We start from the raw sequence: 19,466 nt of genomic DNA, 5'->3' as shown, positions 1-19,466 counted from the left end.
TCAGGACGGTCTAGCCCCGACACGTTAAGAAACGGTTGGGTGGAGGCCTGCTGGAAGGCTCTGCAACCATGATCGAGCGTGTCGAACGCGACAGGATGCTGAAGGCGCATTCGATCGGGCCGAGGATGATCGCCTATCTGGAGGAGATCGGCATCGAGCGGCTTTCCGACCTCAAGGGCGCCGACACGCACGAGATCGCCATGCGCATCGACATCGCGCTCGGGCGAAGGCACATGAACCGGCTGGGCGTGGCGGCGTTGCGGAACCTGATCGAGCTGGCCGAGCGGAAGGGTTGAGCGTCGCGCTGACGGTGCGAGGCTTCGCTCTCAGCCAAATGCTGCGCGGCAGGCCCCGTCCGACAGGCAGCCCCGTCCGGCTAGGCAGCCGTCAGGCAAACGCCCCGTGGCAGTGCTTGAACTTCTTGCCGGAGCCGCACGGGCAGGGCTCGTTGCGGCCGACCTTGCCCCAGGTCGAGGGCTGCGAGGGATCGCGCTCCTCGGGCGCCACGGTGCGGTCGACCGACACGCGGGTCAGCACCGCCGCATCGCCAAAACTGTCCTCGTTGAAGTCGTCCTCGCCGGTGGTGGCGTCGATGTGCTGGCCGAAGACCCGCGGCGCTTCCGGCGGCGGCGCCTCGGCGGCCTCTCGCACGATCTCGACGCGCATCAGCTGCGCGGTCACCGCCTGGCGCAGATTGCCGAGCAGGGCCTGGAAGAGCTCGAAGCTCTCGGACTTGTACTCGTTGAGCGGATCGCGCTGGGCGTAGCCGCGGAAGCCGACGACCGAGCGCAGATGGTCGAGATTGACCAGGTGCTCGCGCCATAGCCGATCAAGGGTCTGCAGCACCACCGAGCGCTCGACATAGGCCATGACCTCCGGGCCGAAACGCTCGGCGCGCTGCTCGGCGGCGTCGTTGGCGGCCTTGGTGACCCGCTCGCGGATCTGTTCCTCGTCGATGCCCTCTTCCTTGACCCATTCCTCGACCGGCAAGTCGAGGTTGAGGAATTCGCGGCAGCCGTCCTTCAGGCCGGCGGCGTCCCACTGCTCGGCATAGGCGGTCTCGGGAATGCAGCGCGCGACGAGGTCGTCGATCACGTCCTGGCGCATCTCGGCGACGGTCTCGCCCAGGCTGTCGCCGTCCATCAGGGCAAGGCGCTGCTCGAACACGACCTTGCGCTGGTCGTTCATCACGTCGTCGTATTTCAGCAGGTTCTTGCGGATGTCGAAGTTGCGGGCCTCGACCTTCTTCTGCGCCTTCTCCAGCGCCTTGTTGATCCAGGGGTGGATGATCGCCTCGTCCTCCTTGAGGCCGAGCTTCTGCAGCATGCCGTCCATCCGGTCGGAGCCGAAGATGCGCATCAGGTCGTCCTGGAGCGACAGGTAGAATTTCGAGCGGCCGGGATCGCCCTGGCGACCCGAGCGGCCGCGCAGCTGGTTGTCGATGCGGCGCGATTCATGGCGCTCGGTGGCGAGCACGTAGAGACCGCCGGCGGCGATCGCCTTATCCTTCAGCCGTTCGATGTCGGCGCGGATCGCCGCCTCGCGCGCGTCGCGCTCCGGGCCCGGCTCGACGTCGGCGAGCTCCTGCGCGATGCGCATGTCGGCATTGCCGCCGAGCTGGATGTCGGTGCCGCGCCCGGCCATGTTTGTTGCAATGGTGATGGCGCCCGGGCGGCCGGCCTGGGCGACGATGCCGGCCTCCTGCTCGTGGTAGCGGGCATTCAGCACCTGGAAGTCCTTGACGCCTTCCACGCGCAGCCGCTCGGCGAGCTGCTCGGACTTTTCGATCGAGGTGGTGCCGACCAGGATCGGCTGGCCTTTCTCGGCGGCCTCGCGGATGTCGCGGATGATCGCCTTGTACTTCTCCTCGACGGTCCGGTAGACCTCGTCGTCCTCGTCCTTGCGCAGCACCGGCTTGTTGGTCGGCACCTCGGTGACTTCGAGGCCGTAGATGTTGCCGAACTCCTCGGCTTCCGTCGCCGCCGTGCCGGTCATGCCGGCCAGCTTCTTGTACATGCGGAAATAGTTCTGGAAGGTGACGGAGGCCAGCGTCTGGTTCTCCGGCTGGATCTGGACGTGTTCCTTGGCTTCGAGCGCCTGGTGCAGCCCTTCCGAATAGCGGCGGCCGGGCATCATGCGGCCGGTGAACTCGTCGATGATGACGATCTCGCCGTTGCGGACGATGTAGTCCTTGTCGCGCTGGAACAGCCGGTGCGCCTTCAGCGCATTGTTGACGTGATGGACCATGGCGACGTTCTCGACGTCGTAGAGCGACTCGCCCTTGAGCAGGTCGTTGGCCTTGAGCAGGTTTTCCACCCTCTCGGTGCCGGCTTCGGTGAAGATCGCGGTGCGCTGCTTCTCGTCGATCTCATAGTCCTCGGGCGAGAGCGTGACGATCAGGGCGTCGATGGTGTTGTACATGTCCGAGCGGTCCTCGAGCGGACCGGAGATGATCAGCGGCGTGCGCGCCTCGTCGATCAGGATCGAGTCGACCTCGTCGACGATGGCGAAGTTGTGCCCGCGCTGCACCATCTGCTCGCGCTCATATTTCATGTTGTCGCGCAGATAATCGAAGCCGAGCTCGTTGTTGGTGGCATAGGTGACGTCGCAGGCGTAGGCGGCGTGGCGCTCCTGGTCGGAAAGGCCGTGCACGATGACGCCGGTGGTCAGGCCGAGAAAGCCGTAGACGCGACCCATCCATTCGGAGTCGCGGCGAGCCAGATAGTCGTTGACGGTGACGACATGGACGCCCTTGCCGGCCAGCGCGTTGAGATAGACGGGCAGCGTCGCCACCAGCGTCTTGCCCTCGCCGGTGCGCATCTCGGCGATGCCGCCATTGTGCAGCACCATGCCGCCGACGAGCTGCACGTCGAACGGACGCAGCCCGAGCACGCGGCGGGCCGCCTCGCGGCAGGTGGCGAAGGCCGGGATCAGGAGGTCGTCGAGCGTGGCGCCGTTGGCGATATCCTGGCGGAACTGTTCGGTGCGGGCGCGCAGCGCCTCGTCGGACAGGGCCCGCATTTCGTTCTCCAGGGCGTTTATGGCCTCCACCCGCGGCCTGGTGGCCTTGACGCGACGATCGTTGGAGGAGCCGAAAATCTTACGGGCGAAACCGCCGAGACTGACCATCAATGGCCCTTTCGATATTCATTTTGCCGGGCTTGGCCGGCGGCCCCGCGGCTCGAACCTGAGCGGTCGGCAACGGGATAGGCGCCCGGAAATCGGTCTGGACGCCAGGACGAAGGACAGATAAGAGGGGGCACTTTCGATGTCAACGTGGCGGCAACGCTTGAAGTGGCGGCAATTCCGGCCACATTCCCACCTTAACCGACTTCGCCGCCAAACAGTCTTCCTACCGGAGAGTTGATGATGTTCCGTTTCCGCAGCGCTTTGCTCGCCAGCTTGAGTCTTGCCGCCGCTGTCGCCCTGAACGCTGCCGCGGCGCAAGCCCAGGACAGCAAGCCGGCCGACACGGTCGTTGCCACGATCGCCGGAGAGACAATCACCGAAGCGGACCTCACCCAGGCGATGGCCGATCTCGACCAGCAATTCGCCCGGCTGCCGGAGGAGCAGAAGCGTGCCGCCGCGCTGTCGGCCATCATCGAGATCAAGCTGCTCGCCAACGAGGCCAGGGCGAAGGGTCTCGACAAGTCCGAAGAGTTCCAGCGCCGCATGGCCTTCCTGCAGCAGCGGGCGCTGCACAGCGAGGTGATCGAAAACGAAGTCGCGGGCAAGATCACCGACGAGGACATCCGCAAGCGCTACGACGCCGAGATCGCCGATACGCCGCCCACCAACGAGGTGCATGCCCGTCACATCCTCGTGAAGACCAAGGAGGAGGCGGACGCCATCGTCAAGCAGCTCGACGGCGGCGCCAAGTTCGAGGACATCGCCAAGGAGAAGTCGAGCGATCCCGGCTCGGGCGCCCAGGGCGGCGATCTCGGCTGGTTCGGCGCCGGCCAGATGGTGCCGGAGTTCGAGAAGGCCGCGTTCGCGCTCGAGGTCGGTTCCTACACCAAGGAGCCGGTGCAGTCGCAGTTCGGCTGGCACATCATCAAGCTCGAGGACAAGCGCGCCAAGCAGCCTCCGGCCTTCGACGAGGTGAAGGAGCAGTTCCGCTCGCTCGTGCTGCGCGAAAAATACTTCGCGCTGGTCAAGCAGCTGCGCGAGGCCGGCAAGGTCGACGTGACCGATCCCGACCTCAAGAAGGGCGTCGAGGCAATCGAGAAGTCCGAGCAGTAAGCTGCGGCTGTGCCGTCCGCTAGCGGACGGCGACCGCCTCGATCTCGATCAGGAGCTGCGGCGAAGCCAGGGCCTTGACGAAGAGCAGCGTCGCGGCAGGTGGTGGCGACGGGAGGCTGATGCCTGACGTCATGAACCCTTCGAGATTGCTCTCGTCGGTCAGATAGATGGTGAACTTGGCGACGTCGTCGATGCTCATTCCCGCGTCTGCCAGGACGGAATTCAGGTTCTCCACGGCAATTCGGGCCTGCTCGGCGACCCCTTCGGCGATGCTGCCATCCCGCCGGATCCCCACCTGACCGGAGACGAACAGGATGCGCTGCGGCGACGTCGCCTCAGCGCCCTGGCTGTAGGCGGGCGACGCCGCAACTCCTTCCGGATTGAACTTCCGCAACATTGTCTCCTCCATGGTCTTGGGATTTGGCGATGCTCTGTCCTCAGCAGCGCCTCGATCCGAGTTTGTCGGATTCGGCGAGGCGGGGATAGCCGTGCCTTCGAACAGAACGACGTCATCTTCGGTTGCGTATTGTGCGAAAGCGGAGGCCGGGCTGCCTGACGGGCATTGGCGGCCGCGATGCGGCGTCGTGCGTCACCTCCCGCCATCTTCCGGTGGCCCACTCGGGTCCTGATCGAGTCTGCCGGTCGGGCGTGACAGCGGGTGGCAGGAGCGATGCAACCGCGACGAGGCAAGGTCGTTCACCCAGCATGGTCACACGCACCATCCTGGAAGCGCCTTCGAGGCTCGGACTGTCGACGGGCGGCGTGGCGATGTTGCCCAAGGCGCTGCTCGCCGCCGGATTTGCCGAAAAGATCGGCGCGCGGCTTGGCGGTGAGGTTGTCCCGCCGGATCACGATCCGCGGGTCGATGCCGCCACGGGCGTTCTGAATCTCGCCGGCATCGCCTCCTATACGATCACGCTGGCGGATGCGATCGGTCCGCTGCTGGAGGCCGGCGACATGCCGGTCGTGCTTGGCGGCGACTGCTCGATCCTGCTCGGCTGCCTGCTCGCGGCGCGCCGGCGCGGGCGTTCCGGCTTGCTTTTCCTCGACGGCCATGCGGATTTCTTCCAGCCCGCGGCGGAGCCGAAGGGGGAGGTCGCCTCGATGGAACTGGCGATCGCAGCGGGCCGGCACGATACTGTGCTTGCCAGGCCGGAAGGACGTTCGCCGCTGATCCGCGAGGAGGACGTCGTCGCCTTCGGCCGTCGCGACGAACAGGATTCGGAGGAATCCGGCAGCCAGCGTATCGAGGAAAGCGACGTCCACCTCATCAATCTCGCGCGCATCCGTGACATTGGCATCGCGGCGGCAGCCGACCGGGCGCTGGAGCATCTCGCGCGGCTCGACGGCTTCTGGCTGCACCTTGATGCCGACGTGCTCGACGCCGCCATCATGCCGGCGGTGGACCACATCGTGGAAGGCGGACTCGGCTGGGACGAGCTCGTCCATGCGCTGCGGCGAGCCTTTGCCACCGGGCGGGTCATCGGCATGAACATCACGATCCTCAATCCGACGCTCGACCCGGATGGATCGATCGTCGGCCGTTTCGTCGACACGGTGGCTTCCGGCATGAAGGCCTGATCGCAGCGGCGGCGGATGGGGAACGCCCAACGCTTGCCAAGGCCCGAGGGAGGCTTGCGCAACGGCCTCGCCTGATGCAAACGGTGCGCAACGCTGCAAGCGCTCCGCACCGAGGCCCGATGTCCGCCACCGTCTCCCCGCTCGCTCCGAAAAAATATCCGAAAATGCCGGCCGTCGAAGGCGTGCGCATCGCTACCGCGGAGGCGGGGATAAAGTACAGGGACCGCACGGACCTGCTTGCGATGGTGTTCGAGGCGGGCACCACGGCGGCGGGCGTGTTCACCCGCTCGAAATGCCCCTCGGCACCGGTCGACTTCTGCCGGCAGAACCTTGCCGGCGGCAAGGCGCGGATGCTGGTGGTCAATTCCGGCAACGCCAATGCCTTCACCGGAAAGAAGGGCCGCGAGACGACGCGGATGACCGCCGACGCCGCAGCCAGGGCCGTCGGCGGCGCCACCGGCGAGGTGTTCCTTGCGTCGACCGGCGTCATCGGCGAGCCGCTGGATGCCGGGCGCTTCTCGCATCTGCTGGCCGGCATGGCGAAGGGGGCGGCGCCCGGCCGCTGGCTCGACGCCGCCAGGGCGATCATGACGACCGACACCTATCCGAAGGTGGCGACCGCCATCGTCAGGCTGGGCGACGCCGAGGTCACCATTAACGGCATTGCCAAGGGCGCCGGCATGATCGCACCCGACATGGCGACGATGCTGTCCTTCATCGCAACCGACGCACCGATCGCCGCCCCGGCGCTGCAGGCGCTGCTCGCCAGGGGCGTGGGATCGACCTTCAATGCCGTGACGGTCGACAGCGATACCTCGACCAGCGACACGCTGATGCTGTTCGCCACGGGCGCGGCGGCAAAACGCGGTGCGCCTGCCATCGCCGACGCCGCCGACCCGCGTCTCGGCCAGTTCAAGCGCGCGTTGAACCGCGTCCTGAAGAACCTGGCGCTGCAGGTGGTGCGCGACGGGGAGGGGGCGCGCAAGCAGGTCGAGGTGACGGTGACGGGGGCGAAGTCGGCGCGCTCGGCCAAGCGCATCGCGCTGTCGATCGCCAATTCGCCGCTGGTCAAGACGGCGGTCGCCGGCGAGGACGCCAATTGGGGGCGCGTCGTCATGGCCGTCGGCAAGGCCGGCGAGCCGGCCGACCGCGACCGGCTGGCGATCTGGTTCGGCGACAACCGGCTGGCCGTCGACGGCGAGCGCGATTCCTCCTATTCGGAGGCGGAGACCTCCGCCTACATGAAGCGGGACGAGATCGCCATCCGCGTCGATCTCGGGCTCGGCCGCGGCAAGGCTACGGTGTGGACCTGCGACCTCACCAAGGAATATGTCGCCATCAACGGCGATTATCGAAGCTGACGCCGTTGTCCGTCTTCGCCATGCCAGAACTCACCACGGTCCGGCGCTTCGAGGCGGCGGGGTTCCGGGCCTGGCCGGCGGGGTCGGTCCATTATGACGGGACATGGGCGATCCGCCTGACCCCGGCCCATGCGGGGCGGCGGCTGAACTCCATCAACCCGCTCGACCCGCGCGACGTCTCCGAGATCGGGGCACGGCTGGAGCGGGCGGCGAAGCATTTCGAGGCGGCCGGGCGCACCACCACGATGCGGCTTTCGCCGCTCGCCGCCAAGGCGATCGCCGATCACCTCGACGGTCTTGGCTGGCCGCGTTTCGCCGAATCGGCGGTGATGCGGCTCGACCTCGACGACGCCGTGGTCGAGGCAGCATTGGACCAGATCCCGCTGAAGGATGTCGGCCGCTTCGTTGCGGCGGCCATCTCCGTGCGCGGACAGGATGCGTCGCAGCAGGCGGGATTGGCCGACGTCATCGGCTCGATCGAGCCGGAAGCCGGCCTGTTCGTGCTGGAGCAGGACGGCAGGCCGCTGGCCACCGCCATCTGCGTGCATGACGGTGAGCTGGCGGGACTGTTCGAGGTCGCGACGGCGGCGGTCGAGCGCGGCAGGGGCTACGGCCGCCGGGTCGTGCTGTCGGCGCTGAAATGGGCCCGCATGCGGGGCGCGCGCATCGCCTGGCTGCAGGTGGAGGCCGATAACGAGCCGGCGCTCAAGCTCTACGACACCCTCGGCTTCCGCGAGATCTACCGCTATCACTATCGGCAGCCGCCGGAGGATCGAAGCCTATGACGGTCAAGCCGATCCTGCTGGTTGCGGCCTGCGCGCTGGTGGACGCGGACGGCCGCGTGCTGTTGGCGCAGCGGCCGGAAGGCAAGACGCTGGCCGGCCTGTGGGAGTTCCCGGGCGGCAAGGTGGAGCCCGGCGAAACGCCGGAGGAGACGCTGATCCGCGAATTGCGCGAGGAGATCGGCGTCGAGACCAGGACGGCCTGCCTGGCGCCGCTCACCTTCGCCAGCCATTCCTACGAGAGCTTCCACCTGCTGATGCCGCTGTTCGTCTGCCGGCGCTTTTCGGGCATTCCGATGCCGCTGGAAGGGCAGAGGCTGAAGTGGGTGCGGCCGCAGAAGATGCGCGACTATCCCATGCCACCGGCCGACGAACCGCTGATCCCGTTCCTCATCGACCTGCTCTGAGCCGTCGATTAACGAAAATTTCAATCGAATATGATCGAAATGCCTTCGGAATCGGGCGAGATTCCGCGGCGTCGGGGCGAAAAAACATGGGATTTGACGACGAAGAAGAGCGTTTTCGCGAGCGATCCCTGCTGGAAATCGCCAGCGGCAGCGTTCTGCGGATCGCCCTCCTGTTCGGATCCGTCGCGGTGGCGATCGCACTCTTCACCGCGCAGGTCCTCGACCATCGGCTGGGACGGGACATGGCCCGGTCCACCGTGGTGCCGGGCATCGACTATACGGCGACCGGCTCGATCGGCTATGACGGCACCTATACCGTGCGGCGAAGCGTCCTGCAGTCGTCGCCGGACGCCGTCTGCATCATTCGCGACAACGGCGGCAGAAGCGGCGACTGCCCGCCGGCCGGTCGATAGAAACAGCGCGGCGCATTTCACGCGCGGTTAAGGCTGCGGCGTTAACCTTCCTTAAGCTCTTGCCGCTAGTCTCCCCGCCGAGAGGGGAATTTCGGCATGAGCAAGCTCACCCGCAGCTTTGTGGATGACAACAAGGGCGCGACCGCCATCGAATACGGGCTGATCGTCGCCGTCCTGTCGCTGGCCATCGTTGTCGGCATCGGTGCGCTCGGCGAGAACCTGACGTTCCTCTGGAGCGACAACAACAGCCGCCTGGTGCAGGCGCTCGAAGGCGGCGACGGGTCGTAGGATCAGGCTGGACCGCCTCCCTTTGGCGTGCGCAGCGCCTCGGCCAGCGATGCCTTGGCGGAGCCCGGCCTGAGCGGCTTCTGCTGGGTCGGCGCCGGCGCCCAGCCGGACATCCAGACGATCGAGAACGTCGCCCTGATGCGGCCGTCCGGATCGGAGAAGCGCTCGGCATAGACTTGCGCCGCCCGCAGGAACATCGTGCGCGGCGTGAAGCGGCGCGGCCGATCGGTGAGCGCGCTCGTCGCGCCCATGGCCCTGAGGTCGCGCATTAAGGCGAACATGTCGGAATAGCGGACCGTCACGGTCTCGACGTCGGCCACGGGCAGCGCGAAGCCGGCGCGCTGCAGCAAGGCGCCGACGTCGCGTACGTCGGCGAAAGGAACGATGCGCGGGCTGGCGCCGCCGGACAGCTCGCTCTCGGCGAGCAGCAGGCTTTCGCGCAGCTCGGCCAGCGTGCCTGCACCGGCCATGGCGCCGAGGAACAGCCCGTCCGGCCGCAGCGCCCGGCGGATCTGCACCAGCACGCCCGGAATGTCGTTCGCTTCATGCAGCGTCAGCAGCGAGACGGCGAGGTCGAGGCTCTCAGGCCCGAACGGCACGGTTTCCGGCGCTGCGACCAGGCCGGCCGCTTCCCCGAGCAGCGCCGGGTCGGCTTCCACCCGCGTCACCATGTCCGTCTTGCCGCTGGCGAGCACGGTTTTGCGGGCCTCCTCGGTGAGGCAGAAGAGTGCCGCCGCCTCGTCGAATGTGCGCCCGACCGTGGCCAGCCGGTCGCCGAGATCCTCGGCGACGCGGCGCATCAGAAAATCCGCTCCCGCGACGGGGTGCGCCAGCGCCCGGCGCTTGTGCCGGAGCGAGAGGTCGGTGTCGATGATCGGCTGCACGGCGAGCTCCGCGTCTCGGGAAGTGCGCGCGGCCGCCGCGCGCATCTGCTATGGTCCCGCTCGGGGAAACGATCTCATGGCGGATTGGGGGGCGCACTTCAAGGCTGTTGCCGCCGCGGCGCGGGAAATGCCGGCGCGGCTGCTGTTCCCGCCGCTCTGCGCCGGCTGTGGCCGCCAGGTCGGCGAGCCCGGTGTGCTGTGCGGCGCCTGCTGGACGGGCTTGCGCTTGCTCGACCGGCCGTGGTGCCCTGTGATGGGGACACCGTTTCCGCACGACATGGGCGAAGGCTTTCTCTCGGCCGAAGCCATCGCCAGCCCGCCGCCCTTCGAGCGCGCCCGCGCCGCCGTCGCCTATGCCGGCGTGGCCCGGCAGATGGTGCAGCGGCTGAAATACAACGACCGCACCGACCTCGCGCCCTGGATGGGCAAGTGGATGGTGCGCGCCGGCTTCGAGCTGTTCCCCGATGCCGACCTGATCGTGCCGGTGCCGCTGCACAGGCGGCGCTTCTTCAGCCGGCGCTTCAACCAGTCGGCCGAACTGGCGCGCGGCGTGGCACGGCTCACCGCGCTGCCGTTCGAGCCCGGCGCCCTGCAGCGGGTGAAGGCCACCCGCCAGCAGGTCGGCCTCGGACAGCGCGAGCGCGCGGAGAACGTGCGCGCGGCCTTCGCCGTGCCGGCGGCAGCGGCTGACAGGGTGCGCGGCCGCCGGGTGCTGGTGATCGACGACGTTTATACGACCGGCGCCACCGTCGCGGCGGTGACGCGGGCGCTGCGCAGGGGCGGTGCGGCCGCCGTCGACGTGCTCACCTTCGCGCGTGTCCTGCCTGGGGACTTCCTGCCGGAAGACTGAGCGACTATATACGCCTGACAACGGAACGACGATGCCATGGTGGACGTCACCATCTATACGCGCATGATGTGCGGCTACTGCGCCGCGGCCAAGCGGCTGCTGGACAGTAAGGGCGTGGCCTACACCGAGCACGACGCGAGTTTTTCGCCGCAATTGCGCGGCGAGATGATCGATCGCGCCAACGGCCGCTCGACCTTCCCGCAGATCTTCGTCGGCGACGTGCATGTGGGCGGCTGCGACGACCTGCACGCGCTGGACGCCGAAGGCAAGCTCGACGGGCTGCTGGCGACCGGCAAGCTGAACTGAGGAGTGTTTCGATGAGCGTTTTCAAGGCCGCCGCGGTGCAGATGCGGTCGGGCACCGAGCTCCGGCGCAACGTCGCCGACGTGGAGGCGATGGTGCGCGAGGCGGCGGCCAGAGGCGCGACCTATGTGCAGACGCCAGAGATGACCGGCGCGCTGTTGCGCGACAAGGATGCGAGGGCCGCGGCCTTCACGACGGAAGAGAACGACATCGTCGCGGCGGCGGCGTCGCGGCTCGCCTGCGAACTCGGCATTTACCTGCACATCGGCTCAACCGCCATCCTGCGCACCGACGGCAAGCTTGCCAACCGCGCTTTCCTGTTCGGGCCGGACGGCTCGATGCTCGCTTCCTACGACAAGATCCACATGTTCGACGTCGATCTCGACAGCGGCGAGAGCTGGCGGGAATCCTCCGCCTACGAGCCCGGTGCCGTAGCGACCATCGCCGACCTGCCGATCGCGCGGCTCGGCTTCGCCGTCTGCTACGACCTGCGCTTTCCGCAGCTGTTCCGCGCCGAGGCGCTGGCCGGCGCCGACGTGCTGACGGTTCCCGCCGCCTTCACGCGCCAGACCGGCGAGGCCCACTGGCACGTGCTGCTGCGCGCCCGCGCCATCGAGAACGGCGCCTTCGTCGTTGCCGCCGCGCAGGGTGGCAGGCACGAGGACGGCCGCGAAACCTATGGCCATTCGCTGATCGTCGACCCTTGGGGCCGGGTGCTGGCCGAGGCGGATCACGATGAGCCCGGCGTCATCGTCGCCGAGATCGACACGGCGCTGTCGGCCCAGGCGCGCCGGAAAATCCCCAATCTCAAGAACGCACGCGAGTTCTCGGTGAAGGAGATCGCGCGTCCGGACGCCGCGCTCAGGGGAGCCGCATCGTGATCCGCTTTTCGCTTCACTGCGAACACGACCACGAATTCGAGGCGTGGTTCCGCGGCAACGACGATTTCGACACGCAGAAGAAGCGCGGCTTCGTCGACTGCCCGCAATGCGGCTCCAAGAAGGTCGAGAAGGCGCTGATGGCGCCTGCCGTATCCACGGCGCGCAAGCAGGAGAAGATCGCGCTCGCCATGGGCGAGGCGCAGAAGCAGGCGATGGCGCAACTCAAGGAGCTGTCGGAGAAGATGCGCGAGAACGCCGACTATGTCGGCGACAAGTTCGCCGAGGAGGCGCGCAAGATCCATTTCGGCGAGACGGAGGCGCGCGGCATCTATGGCGAGGCGACGCCCGAGGAGGCAAAGGGCCTCATCGACGACGGCGTCGAGTTCATGCCGATCCCGGTGTTTCCCGACGACCGGAATTGAGACGGTGCGACTGTGAGCCGGACGCCACCTTACTGAAGCGCAACGAAGCAAAGATATCGAGCCGTTGTTGGCAAGAAACCGCCGAGGCGTCGAGGTACTGAGGGGACAGTTTATTTTCTTTCCATAGAAAAGCGGTGCCGCCTCAAGGCTGTCGCTGGCAGAAAAAGGTAACTGTCCCCGGCACTTACCCGCTTTCGCCGCAATCCCGGCGGCGGGCGGGAGACGCGTTTCAGCCGATTTCTATCCCCTCCCTTTCCACCTCGCCGATAATCCCGGCAGTTCCTCCCGCGGGAACACCGGTCGCGACGGTGGTTTGGTGGGGAGGGACCGGCGCCTCCGGTGCGGGAAGACGTAGCCCGCGCCCGGGGAGGCCCGTCCGAAGGTTCCTCCTCCGCAACTATGTGCGGGGCGCACTGGACGAGTGCTGCGGCATGGCCAGCCGAGGCGACGCAAGAAGCCGGAGCCGGAGCTATAGCGAAGCGGAACGGGATGGTGCCCGAAATCGCCGGCGGGGCGCGAAGGCCGCGCCATGTTTTTACTAAAGAGGCTCGGCCCAGCGCCCCGCTTCCCGACTTCTCCCTCCGCGGCAGGGAGCGCTCTTCGAACAATGGCCAGGGCCGCAAGGCAGCGTGGCGAGGACGACGCTCGCGGGTTCGGTCCCGCTGGGACAGGGGGACTATGATCAACTAGGGATGACCAGCCGCCTTCCTCAACCCCGGTGGCGCGGCGTTGCGCCAGGCCATGCGGCAGGCGCTGCGCATAGTCGTCTCGTCGGCGGCGGCGAGATCAACCTCGGTCCAGCCCTGCCGGCCCCAGCCGCCCTTCACCGGGCGAAAGATGCCCGGCTCGGCCTCCGTCACGACAGTCTGCTCTTCGGGCGTCAGCTTGAAGACCGCCCGGCCGCCGGGTGGAAGCGTGGCGAAGATGCGGTTGCGCACGCGAAAATCCGGCTTGCCGAAATGCGCCTTCTCCTCGGCCTCGGGAAGATCGAGCGCTATGCGGCGAAATTCCTCCGGTCGCATGGGGTGCCCCCTGTTGGCGAACGCGCCGTGTCCGGCGCAGATGCGGTCATCGATCGGACAAGTATGGCGCAGGTGTCGTCCGTGTGGCTTGAACGTTTGTAACCCGTCCCGCGAAAGCCGTACCGTTCTGTTGCCGCTTCGGGTAGAATGTGACCGCGCTGCATGCAGATCGATCCCAGAAAAAATGACCTGCGCCATCCGGTTTTCTTCAGAATGCGGGGCTCATCTACAGCGACGGAGTGCGCGCCATGCCGCTTTCGGACATCGACGTCCTGCATGCCCTGTCGGAGCCGGTGCTGCAGAAGATGGATTTCACCGTGGACGGCCTGCATATCCGCGGCGAAGCCTATCGGAAAATCTTCGAGCTGATCCGCGACGAGCAGATCCTGGTGGTCGTCGGCGACAATCCGGGGCTCGCCACCTACGATCCGGGTTCCGATACGCTGACCACGCAGAAAGGGGATTCGCCGCCGGACCTCTTCAACAGATCCATCCTGATCCACGAGTGCACGCATGCGATCCGCGACATGGAATATGTGAAGATGACGGCCAAGAGCAACGAGGCCGCCGCCTATCTCGCCCAGGCCACGTATCTGGCGCTGTCTTCCGCCCAACCGACCATTCCGGCCGGCTGGGGCGTCGTGGAGGCCGCGCTGAAGCTGGCGCGGTCGTTCGATCTCGACACCGCTCCCGGCGCCAGGCGGCGCATCCGCTACGAAGACATCCTGTCGCTGGTGAAACGCCTGAACGACCATCCCGGCTATCATTCCGATTCGGTGAAGATGGCGACGTCGAACGGCATTTCCGCCAAGGCGCCGAAGCACCTGCGTGTCGAAACCGTCGAGGAGACGAGCGGGCGCGGCCAGCACAGCAGGTCCGTCGGCTACCGCGTGCCGGGCGACGTCCTGTTCGGCTTCGACAGCTATGTGATCCGGCCGGGCGCCGAGCAGGCGCTGCGCGAGGCCGCGGAGTTCATCAAGCAGGATCTGCCGCCGCGCAGCCGCGTCTACATAATCGGGCATACCGATTCGACGGGCGACCCCTCCTACAACAACTGGCTGTCCGAGAAACGCGCCAAGGCCGTGGCCGACTGGTTCGTTCGAGCGGGCACAATTGTCGGCCGGCGGCGAAGGGCCGTCCCAGCCGGTCGCTCCGAACACGACGGAAGAGGGCCGGAAGAAGAACCGGCGGGTCGACCTGATGGTGATGTGAGGGCTGCGGCGCGAGTTCGGGAAGGCTCGCGTCTGCATTCGCCAGCCTCGACGAGATGGTCTGCCGGCGCGCATCCCATCGGCTCGGTCCAGGCAACAAGGAGGCAGGGCCCCGGCTGCGCTGCCGGCGCGGCCAGTACCGCCGCTGCAGGCCTGGGCCTCTAGGGGCTCGCCGATCCGCGCGACCCTTCGCTTGTGCCGCCCGATTTGCTCGCACGTTCGAGCAGGAACTCGAGGTTCAGAATCCGGCGAAGACGCGACCGGCCTTCGGGCGTGCAGCCGGGCCTCTCCGGCAAGCAGCTGCCGAGCGTGTCGCGATAGAGGCGCTCCACATATGCCCGGATCGTTGCATCCTCGATTGCGGGCAACACGCGGGAATTGGCGGGCTCGACGTAATGAAGGTTCGCACGGACCAGGGCATCCTCGTCGACGCCCTCCGTCTGCCATTGAGGCTCGACGTCGTCGTCCGGCGCAATGAGATCGCTGAAATTCTTTCCGGTGAGCTGCCTCGCCAGACCATAGATTTCGCGCTTGGGCTGCGTAGCCCGCGACAGTCCGCGCGGCCGCCCGACGAAGTAGCTCGCGATCGGGCCGGACATCGCGACGAAAAGGGTGCGGCTGCCTCCCGGCAGCGGGAATGTCGAATTGCGCTTGTTGGCCAGAAAACTGTAGGTGTAGAACCGCAGGACATCCAGGACATGTCTGGGTTGCGTCGCGAACTCACCCACGAAGCGGGCAAAGATGGCTGCCTCGCGATCGAGACCCTCGATCTGATCGGGCGGATAGCTCGCCTTCGTCAGGAGATTCGGGTGCTGGGAGGACAGCATGCCGCGGATGATGCCGGCCCTGCCTGGATCGGGGTCGGGCACGGTGGTCGGATTGAGCGAGGCGAAGAAATCCGCCGTCTCCCGCTGGAACGTGACGTCCTTGAGATAAAGCTCCGAGAACATCAGGTTTCCGAGAAACCCGGTGAACTGGCGATTGGCCTCGGCGGGGGTCTTGGGAGCCCGCGTCTTGGCCTTCGACAGATAGCCCTTTTCGAGATTGGCATGCAGGACCGTCATGTTGACGTTGGCGAGGGCGTCCATGTTCTGGCCATGCAGAATGTCGCGGGCCCCGATGTCCCTGCCGATCAGGGCATAGTGGAGCGCGCCGATGCTGACGATGTCCTGCGACAACATCTCCTTGATCGTGTCGATGGCGGCCTGTTCCTTCAGCGCCTGCTTCGTGACACGCTCGATCTCGAAACCCAGCTTTCGCGCGGCCGGGAAGGCGCGAACCGGACCGTTGGTCTTGTTTCGATGATCCATCGTGAAGACGCGAATGTCCTTCGCGTCCATCTTCTGGCGCAGGCTGAGATAGATCACCAGACTGTCGACGCCGCCGGAAAACATCAGCGACGTCGATTTGCCCTGGGCCCGGTAGCGATGGGCGAGCCGTCCCGTCACCTCGTCGATCGCCTCGGCAAAGGATTTGGGCGGCGGCAGCCGTCCCGAGGTCAGGAGATAGCTGTAACACGACGTGAGTTCACCGTCCTCGAACTCGAACACCGAGGCAGGCGGAAGCGTCCGCACATCGCGGAAAGGCGTCGAGCACGGCAGCTGACTGAAACTGCTCTTCGGCGCGATCTGCAGGAAAAAGCACAGCGGAAAGCCATCCATCTCGATCTGCGGTATCTCCGCGAGCGTCGAGACGAGCAAGGTGCTGGCGACGGCTTTCCCGTTTCCGCAGTACACATAGCCGCCACAATAGCCCGGAGCCGTGATGATCCGCAGCAATCGCGGCCCGACGTCGACCATCACGTAGTTTCCGACGGCATGCCGCGCTTCGCCGGCAAGGAACTCATCGAGGGGCTGCCCCCGGTATGTCGCGGTGAGGTCGTCCTGGTCGACGTGCATGGGTACGCCGTATGTCCGCACGACCCGCGACGGCGCAAACGTGTGGGAGAGGCCTGTATCGCGCTGCTGGGAGACGAACATCGCCTCGACGGGCAAGGAGCAGGGCGCGTTTGCGCCCGTGGTCTCCACGGCGTCTCCTATGCGCTGCATCAAGCCTCCCGCAGTCCGACAGCTACACGGCGGCACTTTCGCGCAACGCCCGAAGGTCCGCAAGGGCAAGTCCGTTGTCGGGCGGCGCCGGCAGGATGGCATCGCCTGTGCGGGATCAGACCAGCCGATTTGGGATCGCGATCAGGACGCTGGCGACCCGCTGCATGGCGCGAGCCGCGATAATCGCCTCGGTCAGGCGATCGTCGGCTTCTCCGCCATCACCATGTAGTTGACGTCCATGTCCGCGGAGCGCTGCCAGCGGTCGGCGAGCGGGTGATAGACGACGCCGGTGCGGTCGGCGATCGTCATGCCGGCCTCGGCAAGCGCCTTCTCCAGTTCGTCCGGCCGCACCAGCCGGCCGTACTGGTGGGTGCCGCGCGGCAGCCAGCGCAGCACATACTCGGCGCCGATGATCGCCAGGCCGAGGGCCTTGAAGGTGCGGTTGATGGTGGCGACGAACATGATGCCGCCCGGCTTCACCATCTCGGCGCAGCGGGCGAGATAGAGCCCGACATCGGAGACGTGCTCGACCACCTCCATGTTGAGGATCACGTCGAACTTCTCGCCGGCGTCGGCCAGATCCTCGGCCGGCAGGGCGCGGTAGTCGATCGTCACGCCCGATTCGGCGGCGTGCAGCCTGGCCACCTCGATGTTGGTAGCCGATGCGTCGGCGCCGACGATCTCGGCGCCCAGCCGCGCCATCGGCTCGCACAGAAGGCCGCCGCCGCAGCCGATGTCGAGGAAGCGCAGGCCCTCGAACGGCCGCGCTTCGTGGATATCGCGGCCGAAGCGTGCCGCCACCTGGTCGCGTATGTAGGACAGACGCACCGGGTTGAACTTGTGCAGCGGCCGGAACTTCCCGTTCGGGTTCCACCATTCGGCGGCAAGCGCGGAAAAGCGGTCGACTTCTCCCGCATCGATCGTCGATCGTCGAGGCTCTGGCATCAGGGTCTCCCTTTCGGCCGGAAGGAAGTCGGGCCTGGCCGGCGGAATGTCAAGCCGCCACCTCGCTGCCGCAAGGTCGCTCCTGGCCGCGCCGCCGCGATCAAAGTCTTGCGATCGCCCGGCTTTCCCGGCATTGGAAGGGGCGCGAGGCAAGGAACAGCCGCACAGAATAAAAAGGGGGACGCGGTGCATCACGAAGTGACTCTGATCGCCACGATAGCCGTGTGCTTCGTGCTCGCGTCGATCTTCGGCTACCTCGCCGACCGGCTGCGCCTGCCGCCGCTGGTCGGCTATCTCGTCGCCGGCATCATGATCGGCCCGTTCACCCCCGGCGTCGTCGCCGACGGGGCGCTGGCCAGCCAGCTCGCCGAAATGGGCGTCATCCTGCTGATGTTCGGCGTCGGTCTGCATTTCTCGGCGGCCGACCTCCTGGCGGTGCGCGGCATCGCCATCCCCGGCGCGATCGGCCAGATCGTGCTTGCGACGCTGCTCGGCATCGGCCTCGCCTCGTCGTGGGGCTGGGGGCTGGGCGCCGGCATCGTGCTCGGCCTGAGCCTGTCGGTCGCCAGTACCGTGGTGCTGCTCAAGGCGCTGGAGGAGCGCAACCTCGTCAACACGCCGAGCGGCCGGGTCACCGTCGGCTGGCTGATCGTCGAGGATCTCGCCATGGTGCTGGCGCTGGTGCTGCTGCCGGCGCTGGCCGAGGTGCTCGGCGGGACTGGCGGTGCTGCTGCCACAGCCGACGCCGCGCATGGCGCCGAGGCGGCGGGAGGCTCGCTGGCGCTGACGCTGGTCACGACCCTCGCCAAGGTCGGCATCTTCGCCGTGCTCGCCATCTTCCTCGGGCCGAAAGTCCTGCCCTGGATTCTCACCAAGGTGGCGCGCACCGGCTCGCGCGAGCTGTTCACGCTGTCGGTCCTGGCGCTCGCCGTCGGCATCGCCTACGGCTCGGCGGAGGTGTTCGGCGTGTCGTTCGCGCTCGGCGCCTTCTTTGCCGGCCTGGTGCTCGGCGAATCGCATCTCAGCCACAGGGCCGCCGCCGAATCGCTGCCGCTGCAGGACGCCTTCTCGGTCGTCTTCTTCGTCTCGGTCGGCATGCTGTTCGATCCGTCGGTTCTGGTCGAGGACCCGCTCGCCGTGCTCGGCGTGCTGGCGCTGATCATGATCGGCAAGTCGGTGATCGGCCTCGGCATCGTGCTCTTGCTGCGCTATCCCGTGAGCATGGGACTGACGGTCGCGGCCGGGCTGGCGCAGATCGGCGAATTTTCCTTCATCCTGGTCGGGCTGGGCGTGGCCTACGGGCTCATCCCGACGGAGGGGCAGGACCTGGTGCTCGCCGGGGCGCTGCTGTCGATCACCCTCAATCCGCTCGCCTTCCTGGTGACCGGCGAGCTTCAGAAATGGCTGCGCATGAAGTGGCCGGCGGTCGCCGCCGGCTATGGCCGCAAGCGCCACGACGCCTTGGTCGGCGAGCTCGGCCGGATCAAGGCGCAGCAGGAGGAGCGCGAACGGGCACGGCATGTGAAGATCCAGGCGCTGCAGGAAACCTTTCCGCTGCTGTCGGCCGTCGGCGAGGAGGACAGGGAGGAACTGCTGCTGTTGTTCCGGCCGAAATCTGCCTCGCCCGGCGAGCGCGTGCTGCGCACCGGCGACCGTGCCGACGGCATGTATTTCATCGCGTCCGGCGCGGTCGAGGTCAGGGTCGGCGGGCGCGCCATCCCGCTGGAGGCCGGCTCCTTCTTCGGCGAGATGGCGCTGCTCAGCGGCTCGCGGCGCACCGCCGACGTGATCGCCGTCGACTTCTGCGATTTCCTGGTGCTGGAGCG

The 19,466-nt window shown here is 67.0% G+C and carries 20 protein-coding genes; 14 read left to right on the top strand and 6 right to left on the bottom strand.

Features of this window, described 5'->3' with window-relative positions; translation table 11 throughout:
* The first annotated feature begins 68 nt into the window (after positions 1–68).
* Positions 69–296, top strand: coding sequence for a hypothetical protein (locus AC5JDC_RS18085; RefSeq protein ID WP_495843319.1), 228 nt, complete (start codon positions 69–71; stop codon positions 294–296).
* Between the two features lie 91 nt (positions 297–387).
* Here AC5JDC_RS18085 and secA read toward each other — a convergent pair whose 3' ends face one another.
* The gene (gene secA, locus AC5JDC_RS18080; protein WP_495843345.1) at positions 388–3,129 is read right to left on the bottom strand and encodes a preprotein translocase subunit SecA; all 2,742 of its coding nucleotides are present in this window, start codon (positions 3,127–3,129) and stop codon (positions 388–390) included.
* 237 nt (positions 3,130–3,366) lie between these two features.
* On the opposite strand from secA, the gene AC5JDC_RS18075 reads away from it, so the two are divergent.
* The gene (locus tag AC5JDC_RS18075) at positions 3,367–4,242 is read left to right on the top strand and encodes a peptidylprolyl isomerase (protein ID WP_495843316.1); all 876 of its coding nucleotides are present in this window, start codon (positions 3,367–3,369) and stop codon (positions 4,240–4,242) included.
* Between the two features lie 19 nt (positions 4,243–4,261).
* Here AC5JDC_RS18075 and AC5JDC_RS18070 read toward each other — a convergent pair whose 3' ends face one another.
* Positions 4,262–4,639 carry a RidA family protein gene (locus AC5JDC_RS18070; protein WP_495843314.1) on the bottom strand — a complete coding sequence of 126 codons (378 nt, stop codon included), beginning with the start codon at positions 4,637–4,639 and terminating at the stop codon, positions 4,262–4,264.
* A 308-nt stretch (positions 4,640–4,947) separates the two neighbouring features.
* Between AC5JDC_RS18070 and AC5JDC_RS18065 the strand changes: the two genes are divergently transcribed.
* The 6 genes from AC5JDC_RS18065 (at position 4,948) to AC5JDC_RS18040 (ending at position 9,074) form a co-directional block, all read left to right on the top strand.
* Positions 4,948–5,823: an arginase family protein gene (locus AC5JDC_RS18065; RefSeq protein WP_495843312.1), complete on the top strand. Its 876-nt coding sequence runs from the start codon at positions 4,948–4,950 to the stop codon at positions 5,821–5,823.
* A 119-nt stretch (positions 5,824–5,942) separates the two neighbouring features.
* Entirely contained in the window at positions 5,943–7,184 is a 1,242-nt protein-coding gene (argJ, locus tag AC5JDC_RS18060; RefSeq protein ID WP_495843310.1) for a bifunctional glutamate N-acetyltransferase/amino-acid acetyltransferase ArgJ, read from the top strand.
* Between the two features lie 20 nt (positions 7,185–7,204).
* Entirely contained in the window at positions 7,205–7,969 is a 765-nt protein-coding gene (locus AC5JDC_RS18055; RefSeq protein ID WP_106775545.1) for a GNAT family N-acetyltransferase, read from the top strand.
* Positions 7,966–8,373 (top strand): (deoxy)nucleoside triphosphate pyrophosphohydrolase, encoded by a 408-nt coding sequence (locus AC5JDC_RS18050; RefSeq protein WP_495843308.1) that lies wholly within the window; start codon positions 7,966–7,968, stop codon positions 8,371–8,373. The genes AC5JDC_RS18055 and AC5JDC_RS18050 overlap by 4 nt, the downstream gene beginning before the upstream one ends.
* 86 nt (positions 8,374–8,459) lie before the next feature.
* On the top strand, positions 8,460–8,786 hold the full coding sequence (locus AC5JDC_RS18045; RefSeq protein ID WP_106775539.1) for a hypothetical protein: 327 nt from the start codon (positions 8,460–8,462) through the stop codon (positions 8,784–8,786).
* 96 nt (positions 8,787–8,882) lie between these two features.
* Positions 8,883–9,074, top strand: a complete 192-nt coding sequence (locus AC5JDC_RS18040; protein WP_106775538.1) for a Flp family type IVb pilin — start codon at positions 8,883–8,885, stop codon at positions 9,072–9,074.
* A 2-nt stretch (positions 9,075–9,076) separates the two neighbouring features.
* Here the strand turns inward: AC5JDC_RS18040 and AC5JDC_RS18035 are convergent, their stop codons facing one another.
* Entirely contained in the window at positions 9,077–9,958 is an 882-nt protein-coding gene (locus AC5JDC_RS18035; RefSeq protein ID WP_495843306.1) for a methyltransferase domain-containing protein, read from the bottom strand.
* Between the two features lie 76 nt (positions 9,959–10,034).
* Here AC5JDC_RS18035 and AC5JDC_RS18030 point away from each other — a divergent pair, with 76 nt between their 5' ends.
* The 4 genes from AC5JDC_RS18030 to AC5JDC_RS18015 are packed head-to-tail and all read left to right on the top strand — an operon-like array spanning position 10,035 to position 12,414.
* Entirely contained in the window at positions 10,035–10,808 is a 774-nt protein-coding gene (locus AC5JDC_RS18030; RefSeq protein ID WP_495843304.1) for a ComF family protein, read from the top strand.
* A gap of 36 nt (positions 10,809–10,844) precedes the next feature.
* Positions 10,845–11,114, top strand: coding sequence for a glutaredoxin 3 (gene grxC / locus AC5JDC_RS18025; RefSeq protein WP_495843302.1), 270 nt, complete (start codon positions 10,845–10,847; stop codon positions 11,112–11,114).
* An 11-nt stretch (positions 11,115–11,125) separates the two neighbouring features.
* Positions 11,126–11,992 (top strand): carbon-nitrogen hydrolase family protein, encoded by an 867-nt coding sequence (locus AC5JDC_RS18020; RefSeq protein WP_495843300.1) that lies wholly within the window; start codon positions 11,126–11,128, stop codon positions 11,990–11,992.
* Positions 11,989–12,414 carry a DUF1178 family protein gene (locus AC5JDC_RS18015; RefSeq protein WP_106775534.1) on the top strand — a complete coding sequence of 142 codons (426 nt, stop codon included), beginning with the start codon at positions 11,989–11,991 and terminating at the stop codon, positions 12,412–12,414. Before AC5JDC_RS18020 ends, AC5JDC_RS18015 begins: the two co-directional genes overlap by 4 nt.
* Positions 12,415–13,100: 686 nt before the next feature.
* On the opposite strand, the gene AC5JDC_RS18010 is transcribed toward AC5JDC_RS18015, so the two are convergent.
* The gene (locus tag AC5JDC_RS18010; protein WP_495843297.1) at positions 13,101–13,436 is read right to left on the bottom strand and encodes an MmcQ/YjbR family DNA-binding protein; all 336 of its coding nucleotides are present in this window, start codon (positions 13,434–13,436) and stop codon (positions 13,101–13,103) included.
* A 248-nt stretch (positions 13,437–13,684) separates the two neighbouring features.
* Between AC5JDC_RS18010 and AC5JDC_RS18005 the strand changes: the two genes are divergently transcribed.
* Complete coding sequence (locus tag AC5JDC_RS18005) at positions 13,685–14,812, top strand: OmpA family protein (protein WP_495843295.1); 1,128 nt, start codon at positions 13,685–13,687, stop codon at positions 14,810–14,812.
* Here the strand turns inward: AC5JDC_RS18005 and AC5JDC_RS18000 are convergent.
* Together AC5JDC_RS18000 and ubiG are read right to left on the bottom strand one after the other, a co-directional pair.
* On the bottom strand, positions 14,809–16,674 hold the full coding sequence (locus AC5JDC_RS18000) for a hypothetical protein (RefSeq protein ID WP_495843293.1): 1,866 nt from the start codon (positions 16,672–16,674) through the stop codon (positions 14,809–14,811). The genes AC5JDC_RS18005 and AC5JDC_RS18000 overlap by 4 nt on opposite strands.
* A gap of 213 nt (positions 16,675–16,887) precedes the next feature.
* Positions 16,888–17,640 (bottom strand): bifunctional 2-polyprenyl-6-hydroxyphenol methylase/3-demethylubiquinol 3-O-methyltransferase UbiG, encoded by a 753-nt coding sequence (gene ubiG / locus AC5JDC_RS17995; RefSeq protein ID WP_495843291.1) that lies wholly within the window; start codon positions 17,638–17,640, stop codon positions 16,888–16,890.
* A 186-nt stretch (positions 17,641–17,826) separates the two neighbouring features.
* Between ubiG and AC5JDC_RS17990 the strand changes: the two genes are divergently transcribed.
* A partial coding sequence (locus tag AC5JDC_RS17990; protein ID WP_495843289.1) for a cation:proton antiporter domain-containing protein occupies positions 17,827–19,466 on the top strand: 1,640 nt, incomplete at its 3' end.

This window comes from Kumtagia sp., from assembly GCF_059502445.1.
Note: the sequence above shows the minus strand (reverse complement) of the source record. Positions and strands in the feature narration are given on the sequence as shown.

What these genes read in the sequence shown, in the direction of transcription:
- AC5JDC_RS18045 (WP_106775539.1), top strand. Translation starts at nt 8,460, where the DNA reads ATGGGATTTGACGACGAAGAAGAGCGTTTTCGCGAGCGATCCCTGCTG.
- ubiG (WP_495843291.1), bottom strand. Translation starts at nt 17,640, where the DNA reads ATGCCAGAGCCTCGACGATCGACGATCGATGCGGGAGAAGTCGACCGC.
- AC5JDC_RS18005 (WP_495843295.1), top strand. Translation starts at nt 13,685, where the DNA reads ATGCCGCTTTCGGACATCGACGTCCTGCATGCCCTGTCGGAGCCGGTG.
- AC5JDC_RS18075 (WP_495843316.1), top strand. Translation starts at nt 3,367, where the DNA reads ATGATGTTCCGTTTCCGCAGCGCTTTGCTCGCCAGCTTGAGTCTTGCC.
- AC5JDC_RS18050 (WP_495843308.1), top strand. Translation starts at nt 7,966, where the DNA reads ATGACGGTCAAGCCGATCCTGCTGGTTGCGGCCTGCGCGCTGGTGGAC.
- AC5JDC_RS18010 (WP_495843297.1), bottom strand. Translation starts at nt 13,436, where the DNA reads ATGCGACCGGAGGAATTTCGCCGCATAGCGCTCGATCTTCCCGAGGCC.
- argJ (WP_495843310.1), top strand. Translation starts at nt 5,943, where the DNA reads ATGTCCGCCACCGTCTCCCCGCTCGCTCCGAAAAAATATCCGAAAATG.
- AC5JDC_RS18030 (WP_495843304.1), top strand. Translation starts at nt 10,035, where the DNA reads ATGGCGGATTGGGGGGCGCACTTCAAGGCTGTTGCCGCCGCGGCGCGG.
- AC5JDC_RS18040 (WP_106775538.1), top strand. Translation starts at nt 8,883, where the DNA reads ATGAGCAAGCTCACCCGCAGCTTTGTGGATGACAACAAGGGCGCGACC.
- secA (WP_495843345.1), bottom strand. Translation starts at nt 3,129, where the DNA reads ATGGTCAGTCTCGGCGGTTTCGCCCGTAAGATTTTCGGCTCCTCCAAC.
- AC5JDC_RS18070 (WP_495843314.1), bottom strand. Translation starts at nt 4,639, where the DNA reads ATGTTGCGGAAGTTCAATCCGGAAGGAGTTGCGGCGTCGCCCGCCTAC.
- AC5JDC_RS18085 (WP_495843319.1), top strand. Translation starts at nt 69, where the DNA reads ATGATCGAGCGTGTCGAACGCGACAGGATGCTGAAGGCGCATTCGATC.
- grxC (WP_495843302.1), top strand. Translation starts at nt 10,845, where the DNA reads ATGGTGGACGTCACCATCTATACGCGCATGATGTGCGGCTACTGCGCC.
- AC5JDC_RS18020 (WP_495843300.1), top strand. Translation starts at nt 11,126, where the DNA reads ATGAGCGTTTTCAAGGCCGCCGCGGTGCAGATGCGGTCGGGCACCGAG.
- AC5JDC_RS18065 (WP_495843312.1), top strand. Translation starts at nt 4,948, where the DNA reads ATGGTCACACGCACCATCCTGGAAGCGCCTTCGAGGCTCGGACTGTCG.
- AC5JDC_RS18055 (WP_106775545.1), top strand. Translation starts at nt 7,205, where the DNA reads ATGCCAGAACTCACCACGGTCCGGCGCTTCGAGGCGGCGGGGTTCCGG.